This is a genomic window from Moorena sp. SIO1F2, assembly GCF_010672755.1.
Classification (GTDB): domain Bacteria; phylum Cyanobacteriota; class Cyanobacteriia; order Cyanobacteriales; family Coleofasciculaceae; genus Moorena.
The window spans coordinates 1-8867 of the sequence record NZ_JAAHFV010000275.1 but is presented as its reverse complement, the minus strand read 5'-3'; the positions used below and the strand labels follow the sequence as shown (position 1 = coordinate 8867).

The following is an 8867-nucleotide window of genomic DNA, read 5'->3' as shown; positions in this document are numbered from 1 at the left end:
ATCAAATCTTGAAGCTGGAGGATATCCTCGCGATAGAATTCAATCAATTGCTTCCGCACTGCTGGTGATAACTTAGGTTTCCCACGATTTAAATATCTAATCTTGTTAACTAGTTTATCCCTTAGGCTAGTAGGAAGCAATGGACTCAGAATTGATTTAACTGGGTGCGGTTGGCTCAAAAATGATTCCAACGCTTTGTTCTTGGGAAGGCGAGGAGCTTGCCTAACTTTTTCAGATATATCTGGGGTAAAGGTATCGTCTATCTCCAAAAAACCAAACATATCTTTCAGCATACCTAGAGGATTATTCTTCAAATCTTCGTATAGATAAACCTTAATCTGGCTTTTTTCAAACACATCATAATAACGCTTCATTTGGACATAGTAAAGTCCCTGGTGTTTATAGTGCCAGAAAGACCACCAGTTATTTTGAATGCGCTCCTCTTCTTGGGCAAGAGCCTCAGCAAAATCCAATGGTTCGCGCTCTTGCTTGAGTAAATGTAAATAGTTGGAATAGGCTCTTTCTGCTGGATCTCGAAGAATGGCGATCAGTTTGGCTTTAGGAATGTAGTACTTTATGCGTTCAACAGATTTCGCAATGTAGAGATAACTTGTAGATGCTTCACCAATAGCTACTTGATTAGTTACCTTTTTAAAGAGGGCACGATAGGCGTCAATATCAGTGACCATGAAATCAGCTTCTTTTTCATCTCCTAACCCACGAAAATCTAAATTTTCCCCTTCAAAAGCAAAAAACCTAGGTTCCTTGGCAGGACTCATGTAGATTTGCGGATGCTGCTTTAGATATCGATAAATTGAAGTAGTTCCAGCCTTAGCTGCACCTAGGATTAAAAAGTTGGGCATTGTCATGAGTCTATCTATTTATAGCAAGTCTTATACCCATGAGGTACAAATCTCTGGGTTTGAGGGAACAGGGAGCAGGGAGCAGGGAGCAGGGAGCACAGAGCAGGGAGCACAGAGCAGGGAGCAGGGAGCAGGGAAGAGGGAGCAGGGAGTAGAGAAGAGGGAAGAAGGATAAAATCCAGTGTACTTGATAGTGATGCAAACTGCCGTAGCAGACTGTCTATAGCAAAGGGAATCGGGAATCGGGAATCGGGAACAAAAATTATTACTATTGATTTCGGCTCCCTATATCCCTTGGTTATCTCTATTATCTAGTAGAACCCTTACCCATCTCTGTAACCCTAGCTAACATTATTTTACAAAACTTTACATCAATGGCGAGAAAGTATAGGTATAATAAATTCTGTTATTATTCCGTGCAGTAATAATTAGTATTGCTACTAGCAATAGCAGCTTCAAGCGACTATTAATCAAAAGTCAGTTGTCAGCAATCAGCAGTCAGCTGTTAGCTTAAAATAAACCCCACGTAGCGTACGCCAATGGGCAAGCTGATAACTGATAACTGATAGCTGAAGCTAACTAACCCTCCCCAAGATCAAGAGAACAAATCCCATGGCATTAGATGTCTTAAAACGCAATAACACTCAGTTAGGTTTAGCCCTATGCTTAGCCATTAGTGGAGCGTACGCATTTTCAGTAAACCAAGCTAATGCTCAGATTACTCCTGATACTACCTTGCCCCAGGGGGAAAGGTCTTTGCTAGACCTGGGCTCGGGTCAGGTAAATGGGGAAATTGTTGATCTCATTAAGGGAGGAGCAATCCGAGATATCAATTTGTTCCACAGTTTCCTAGAATTTAATGTGGGAAACGGAAAAAGCGTTTATTTTGCTAATCCAGCTGGGATTGAAAATATTATTTCTCGGGTAACTGGTGGGAAGGCCTCTAATATTTTTGGCACCTTGGGTGTCAATGGTGGCGCGAATTTGTTCTTGATTAATCCCAAGGGGATTTTGTTTGGGCAGAATGCCAAGCTGGATGTATCGGGTTCCTTTGTGGGCACCACTGCTGATGGGATTGGGTTTGGAAATCAAGGAGTGTTTAGTGCGTCTAATCCAGAGCCTCCCTCACCATTATTGACGGTTAATCCTAATGTGTTCTTCTTTAATCAAATTCCCGGTAATATGAATCGTGGTAGTATTACCAGTCAAGCTAAGTTAGAGAAGCTAGCCGTTGATAACCTGTTGTTGCTTGGTGGTGATGTTGAGGTTATCGAAGATAGTAAGATATCCACCAATCAAGGTGGGAATATTCTATTAGCGGGATTGAGCGCAGCAGAAGGACAAGTAGCATTAACTAGAGACGGTAACAAGCTGGGTTTAGATTTTCCCGATGGCGTCAAGAAAGGGAATGTTGTAGTTAAGGATAGCGCTATAGAAACCTTGGTGCCAGAAGATAGCAATGTTGATGGTGGTGAGATTAGGATTATTGCTGATTCTGTGGAAGTAGAAACTTCCAACAATGATCAGGGGATTGTTACGATAACTGATAAGAATGGCAATAAAAGTGGTGATATAATAATAACAGCTGATAACTCAGTATCGATTAATTCTACTCCTGAGCAAGACCGTCAGGGAATCTTTACGATCACAAAGGAAGAAGGTGGAGAAGCAGGTCAAATCACTATCGATGCTGGCTCGTTGACACTAAACAATTCTCAAATAGCTCAGGGAATCTCCACTATCAATGATGTAAATGATCAGAATGCAGGTGGGATTTCTATAACAACTGATTCACTTGTGATTATTGATCCTATTCAGGGAAGTCAGGATGGAGGCTTGACCTTAACTGATGACGGAACAGGTGAACCAGGAGGAAGTATAATAACAAGCGTAGATGCTGTTGGCGGAAACATTACCATCACTACGACTAACATTGTAGTATCGGAAAACGAACCTACCATTCAAACAGACCAAGCTAATCAGGGACAAGATAGCAGTGCTGGGGATGTATCATTAGAGGTTAATGGTAATGTTACTCTCGCTGATAATACCAGACTTGATATCGAAGCTGAAAAGGATCAGGATATCCCCTCGGACGATGAAAAGATTAATGATATCTTTGCCAATACTGAAACAGCCAAAGATGGAAACATCGCTATCACCCTGCAAGGCTTATTGATAAATTTCAGGTTACAGGAAGGTCGGACTCCATTTAATGATATTTCTGCTATTAGTTTTACGGGGGATTTGTCTTTATCTGGGTTGTTGGAGATCAATGGTAAGCTTAATTCTACTCAGGATCCTGGCAACTTACCAATATCACTAGTTAACCCCTCGTAATTAATTGTTGCTAACTGTCCCAGGAGTGGAAAAGTAGCGCTAACTGAACCAAACAGGATCGACAAAGTTACTTCTACTCCTACCTCTGAAGTCAGTTACTTGCCCATGAGAGGAAAACGCCCCACTGCCAATACTCCTACTGCTTCTCGTCCCAAGAAAATAGTGGAAGCTCAAGGTTGGACTGTTGATGAAGATGGTACAATTATCCTGACGGTTGAACCGAATACTGTTATTCCTAACTATTGTATTGATAAGGATTGAGGCATCCGATAGTTTAGCTTGATGTTGAAAATTGCAGCAATTGTCAGCAATTAGATTACTGTTGGATAAGTATAGCGCGCTAGTTTAAATAGCTTCGGTGGAATCCTGTCACTATCGAAAATTACAGCAATTTCGGAAATAAAGCGATTCGTGCAAAGCCCGACGCTACGCTCCGGAAGCTGAGGCCTTTGGCCACGCTACGGGAACGCTTCCGCGCTTATGCGATCGCTTCCGCGCTTATGCGATCGCTTTCCACAAAAGAGCCTTGCTAAATCAATAGTTCAGCTCTTAAACACCCTGATCATACTTGACTAGGTACCTTCACCTTGCCGTTACTCTGTTGTGTCTGACTCTCTTCTTTTTGTTATATAGGGTTATTCTCGATGAACTCTTCAATTGCCTCTATAGGATTATGGGATTCGTCTTTTCCTACCCTAGCTTTACCCTTTTTAAGGTAGTTGTCCGCAGCGTCAACAAAATCACTATATAGATCAGGATTATCAATAGCTCCCAATTTAGAATCTTTTTCCGAATCTTTTATATCAAAATCAAGGCGTAACACACGCTTGGCATTATCCTCATTTCCTTGTCTAATTATTTGCCAGCAAACGTCCGCATTAACTTGATTGGGGGCAGGCATAAATAGATTACCTAGCTGTTGTGCCCAACCTACCATTCCCCAACTGTTAACTTCCTTGTAGCTGTATGGCTTTTTTACGTTACCTGTGCCAATAGAAACAATGGCTATATCATCGAGTTTAAGTTGCTTTTTATGCTTTGGATTAGAGGGATGATATGGAAGAAGCAGGGCATGAGCTATGGCAATCAGAGCCGGATTATTAACTGCAATACCCCCATCGATAAACGTTTTTTCTGGCACTTTTTCATTATCTAAATTATAAGGTTGAAAAAAAGTTGGAGCCGAGGCGGAGCAAACACATAGTTTCCAAATTTCAATATTGTCATACCATTGACGTTCTGATTTAGGGTTATTACTACAAAACCACATGGTTCTCCGTTTTTGAGTCCAATAAGCAGGAATTAATAAAACCGGTTTATTCTCAGAGATGTCACTGATTTTAGTAGAGCCAAATTGACCTTTTAATACAGCCTCTAGTCCCTGATGAGGGTATCGACCAACATTAAAAAAATTCCTAAGTATAGAAATATCACGCCAAACTTTCGTGTTATTTGGGAATATTTTTTCACCATTTTCTTCATAAAGGTTTAGTAACTCATCAGCAGTTTTTCCTAGACAAATCCCAGCAGCTAGAAGAGAACCTGTAGACGTTCCAGCTACTAAATCAAAGTATTCATGCAATGGCTTGTCAAGTTTTTCTTCAAATTTTTGGAGAATTCGAGCAGATATTACTCCCCGAAAACCACCACCATCTAAGCTTAAAATCTTGTAAGTCATAACTAATCTATCCCAATGATAAGATATCCCTGAGCAATTTAACGTAAGTACTCAGCACTTATATAGCATAGCGCTACGCGCAAGGCAAGAGGCAAGAGGCAAAAGGCAAAAGACAAAAGTTTACTACAACTGCTTTTTAGCTTTTATCAACGTCAAACACCTTAATGCTTAGTGCTATACCAACTTGCAACGATAAGCGTAATATTAAAAACTGACTACTTACGAAAAAAACTAAAATTTGGCGTGACTCAAACTTATGGATACGGATTGGTACGCAAGTTGGTATTACGAACAAATACCTGATATGGAGGGAGTAGACTTCAATTCTTTGTTATTGAAGTCTCCCTTTTTCAGTATACACCGAATTTAGCGACGTTTTTATTGAATGACTTCAGTAAATTTACTAGATTGAACTATTTATATACTCCTTTAGAGGAAAAACAAGGCTGTGAAAAAAACTCCCAACTCCATAATCCCCCTAAGTTTCTTCATCCATAGACTCGGGCAAATCAAAAATAATCACAAATTCCCCATCAGGCATCAGGCGTTTAAGCACCTGCAAATGCCCCTCGGCATCAGACCGGTTCCGGTACCGACCAACAACGACTCGTTGCATTTGTGGCAATAGGCGGATGATTGCCCAGGGGTATAGGCGTTCAGAGTAAGTCATACTTTAGGTATCTCCTTAACTGGGGGTCTAGAGCCAGCCTTCGGCCTTGGGAAAACTTCAGGCTGGCTCTTAACGCTTTCACGTCGATGTTTATATTATAACATAAAAAACTTTAATTATAACATATTTTGCAAATTTTTGTAACAAAGTCTTGAGGGAGTCGGGAGTCGGGAGTCGGGAGTCGGGAGTCGGGAATCGGGAATCGGGAATCGGGAGTCGGGAATCGGGAATCGGGAATCGGGAATCGGGAATCGGGAATCGGGAATCGGGAATCGGGAGTCGGGAGTCGGGAATCGGGAATCGGGAGTCGGGAGTCGGGAATCGGGTAAAAAAATTAGCGCTAGATAAATTTGGCTAAAGTATAGCGCTATTTTAAGCTCATCACTTAATCAACCCAAACAACCCTTAGCCTGCATAAAGACTAGCGCTAAATAAATTGTAAAGTTTTGCAAAAAACCTAACACAACCTGAAATTCATGTGTTTTATTAGATATAAGGTTAGCGCGATAGTAAAGGATCACAAAAAATGAACCAACAAACCAAGATAGTCGGAACTACCCAAGCAGCTTTTCTTCTAGGGATTTGCGTCCAACGAGTTCGCCAACTTCTCAAAAATGGCAGAATTAAGGGCGCTCAAAAAGTAGGCAGATTTTGGCAAATTCCCCTATTTAACGGCTTGCCTAGGGTCAGTCCTGGTCGCCGTGGACCCAAGGGAACCTGGAGAAGAGGTTTCCAGAAGGTGGCGACTTACATCCACGTCAACCAGAACGTGATTAAGCAAAATAAAAAGTACGACACCTATAAGCCTGTGCTCACTGTCAAACAAGGCAATCGCAACACCTACGGTCATTATGTAGAAATCAAGGGTCCATCTCGGTTAGTCTATCAACCCAATTGTCCCAAAGATTGTGGGGCTACGGTGTGGCTGGAAGTTGACCCTTGTGTAGAAATTCTCACTAAAGTCTTTAGTTAATTGCAAGATCAGTATTAGCTTGGGGTCATCCCAGCTGGAAGCTACTTGTTTGCGTAGCTTAAGAATCAAAAAAACAAGGTGTTAACTTGAAGGTTAAAACCTTAATGTTATTGGTCAAGGGTTCAAATCAAACAGCAGAAATGCTTCACTCGGAGTAGCGGACGCAAAAGTTATCCCTAGATGATTAGTAGATATACTTACTAGTCACATTCAGCGGACGCAAAAGTTATCCCTAAATACACTGATATATCTACAGATATATTACATTAGTTCTCAATTTATTCCCTTACCCTTGACTACTGTTCGTGTTATTTGTCACTCTAGCACCAGGAAAACTAATTAATAGTTCTTACCTACTAAAAACAATTGCGATTTGGGAAGTAATGTTTAGATTTGTTGCAGTAGTCAGGAGTTCATCTTTATTAACCTTGGGTGTATTAGCAGTCGTTAGTAGCCTAATCTTGAAACCTTTAGAAGCTGGAGCTGCTGTTAATGATCAGAGTCTAATCTTCGTAAAGGATTCATGGCCACAGGAGCCAGTGCCAATTCCAGAGAACTTGAACAAAAGGGATGATCAAGTTTTAGGGAGCGACACTGTAACAAATCTCAACGCCATCGATATTAACCAACTCCTGAGTCCTCCAGCCCCGGCAAAAATTAGTCAAGCCCTACCTCCAAACCTACCTCCGGGTATAGAGCTACCCGAGGATCGGCGGCGAATCCCTTTCCCCGAGCCTAGACGACCTCCCTCTCTGGAACCAGCACCAGAACCTCAACCTCCCCAGAAACTTCCTCCTGTGGACGAACTTCTTGACCCGTCTACTCCTAGCCCCGATTTACCGGACGAAATTCTGGAGGACATTCCAAAACGAATTGTAATTAAACGCTTTAATATTATTGGCTCAACCGTATTCAGCGAGGAAGAATTAGCGGAAATTACCAAACCTTTCCTCAATCAACCGATCTCCTTCCCAACATTATTTAAAATCCGGTCTGAGATTACCAAGTTATATGATAAGGAAGGATACGTTAACTCTGGAGCCTATATCCCACCTCAGGAACTTGAAGATGGGGTAGTTAGAATTGACATTATCGAAGGGGAATTAGAAGATATTATTGTCAAGGGTCTGAGTCGGCTTAATCCTAATTACATCAAAAGCCGTCTTGCGATCGCTACCAAGAAGCCTCTGAATGTAAGGCGCTTACTGAACGGCTTACAAATGCTGCGACTCGACCCTCTAATTGCCAACATCTCAGCTGAATTGTCGGCGGGTATTGAGCCTGGGGAGAGTTTGCTAGAAGTAAAAGTAACTGAAGCCGATACCTTCAGCACCCAAATAACATTAGATAATGGGCGCTCTCCCAGTGTCGGAAGCTTTCGGCGTCGTCCCCAAATTCGAGAAGGCAATTTACTGGGATTGGGAGATGCCTTAGAATTCAACTATACTAACACTGATGGTAGTGATACCTTTGATGTTAGCTATACCTTACCGATTAATCCTCGTAATGGTACTCTGCGCTTGGCTTATGGGACAACAGCTAGTGAAGTAATTGAGCCTCCTTTTGATAGGATAGATATTGACTCAGAATCACGGTTTTATGAAATAACCCTGCGCCAGCCTGTATTCCAAACTCCTACGGAAGAAGTAGCTATTGGTATCACCGGCTCACGCCAGGAAAGTGAAACATCTATATTAGATACGCCCTTTCCTTTATCAGCAGGAGCTGATGATGAAGGGCGTACGCGGATTAATGCCATCCGGTTATTCCAAGAGTGGACGAAGCGCAGTGAGCAACAAGTGTTAGCAGCTCGTTCCCAGTTAAGTATCGGGATTAGTTCAGGAGATACTACCATTAACAGGGGTGAACCAGATAGCAATTTCTTCGCGTGGCGTGGTCAAGGGCAATGGGTAAGGCTACTGGCACCAAACACTATCTTATTAATCCGAGGGGATGTGCAACTAGCAGACCGAGGCTTGGTACCATTAGAACAGATAGGGATTGGGGGTTTACAGAGTGTACGGGGCTATCGCCAGGATCTAATTTTATCAGACAATGGTGCCTTTATTTCTGCGGAGCTGCGTCTGCCAATTATTCAGAATCCTGATAGCGGAACTCTAGTGCAGTTAACTCCTTTTCTTGATTTTGGTACTGGCTGGAATAGAGACGATGAAAATGATATTGATGATAACACGATCGCATCCCTTGGTCTAGGTTTGCGATGGCAGCAAGGAGATTTACTAGAGGCTAATATCGGCTGGGGCTTGCAGTTGGTGGATGTTGAAACTAGAGATAGAACGTTACAGGAAGATGGATTCTACTTTTCGTTGATTTTTAGACCAT

9 protein-coding genes are annotated in these 8867 nt (G+C 42.0%); 5 read left to right on the top strand and 4 right to left on the bottom strand.

Annotation, left to right across the window (positions count from 1 at the left end; translation table 11 throughout):
- Positions 1-863, bottom strand: an 863-nt coding sequence (locus tag F6J94_RS25070; RefSeq protein WP_293045130.1) for a sulfotransferase, incomplete at its 3' end; no start/stop codon positions are given.
- A gap of 10 nt (positions 864-873) precedes the next feature.
- The gene (locus tag F6J94_RS25065; protein ID WP_293045128.1) at positions 874-1065 is read right to left on the bottom strand and encodes a hypothetical protein; all 192 of its coding nucleotides are present in this window, start codon (positions 1063-1065) and stop codon (positions 874-876) included.
- A 410-nt stretch (positions 1066-1475) separates the two neighbouring features.
- Here F6J94_RS25065 and F6J94_RS25060 point away from each other — a divergent pair, with 410 nt between their 5' ends.
- Both F6J94_RS25060 and F6J94_RS25055 read left to right on the top strand, forming a co-directional pair.
- The gene (locus tag F6J94_RS25060) at positions 1476-3203 is read left to right on the top strand and encodes a filamentous hemagglutinin N-terminal domain-containing protein (protein ID WP_293045126.1); all 1728 of its coding nucleotides are present in this window, start codon (positions 1476-1478) and stop codon (positions 3201-3203) included.
- A 105-nt stretch (positions 3204-3308) separates the two neighbouring features.
- Positions 3309-3464: a hypothetical protein gene (locus F6J94_RS25055; protein WP_293029854.1), complete on the top strand. Its 156-nt coding sequence runs from the start codon at positions 3309-3311 to the stop codon at positions 3462-3464.
- Between the two features lie 364 nt (positions 3465-3828).
- On the opposite strand, the gene F6J94_RS25050 is transcribed toward F6J94_RS25055, so the two are convergent.
- Both F6J94_RS25050 and F6J94_RS25045 read right to left on the bottom strand, forming a co-directional pair.
- Entirely contained in the window at positions 3829-4881 is a 1053-nt protein-coding gene (locus F6J94_RS25050; RefSeq protein ID WP_293045124.1) for a patatin-like phospholipase family protein, read from the bottom strand.
- A gap of 478 nt (positions 4882-5359) precedes the next feature.
- Positions 5360-5551, bottom strand: coding sequence for a hypothetical protein (locus tag F6J94_RS25045; RefSeq protein ID WP_293030337.1), 192 nt, complete (start codon positions 5549-5551; stop codon positions 5360-5362).
- Positions 5552-5702: 151 nt separating this feature from the next.
- Here F6J94_RS25045 and F6J94_RS25040 point away from each other — a divergent pair, with 151 nt between their 5' ends.
- From F6J94_RS25040 to F6J94_RS25030, 3 genes are all read left to right on the top strand, one after another.
- A complete protein-coding gene (locus tag F6J94_RS25040; protein ID WP_293045122.1) occupies positions 5703-5909 on the top strand; it encodes a hypothetical protein in 207 nt (68 codons plus the stop codon).
- A gap of 168 nt (positions 5910-6077) precedes the next feature.
- Positions 6078-6524, top strand: coding sequence for a helix-turn-helix domain-containing protein (locus F6J94_RS25035; protein WP_293030343.1), 447 nt, complete (start codon positions 6078-6080; stop codon positions 6522-6524).
- Positions 6525-6907: 383 nt separating this feature from the next.
- On the top strand, positions 6908-8867 hold a 1960-nt coding region (locus F6J94_RS25030; protein ID WP_293045120.1), incomplete at its 3' end, for a ShlB/FhaC/HecB family hemolysin secretion/activation protein.

Excerpts from the sequence above, each read along its gene's own strand:
- F6J94_RS25060 (WP_293045126.1), top strand. The coding sequence starts at position 1,476 with ATGGCATTAGATGTCTTAAAACGCAATAACACTCAGTTAGGTTTAGCC.
- F6J94_RS25055 (WP_293029854.1), top strand. The coding sequence starts at position 3,309 with ATGAGAGGAAAACGCCCCACTGCCAATACTCCTACTGCTTCTCGTCCC.
- F6J94_RS25050 (WP_293045124.1), bottom strand. The coding sequence starts at position 4,881 with ATGACTTACAAGATTTTAAGCTTAGATGGTGGTGGTTTTCGGGGAGTA.
- F6J94_RS25045 (WP_293030337.1), bottom strand. The coding sequence starts at position 5,551 with ATGACTTACTCTGAACGCCTATACCCCTGGGCAATCATCCGCCTATTG.
- F6J94_RS25035 (WP_293030343.1), top strand. The coding sequence starts at position 6,078 with ATGAACCAACAAACCAAGATAGTCGGAACTACCCAAGCAGCTTTTCTT.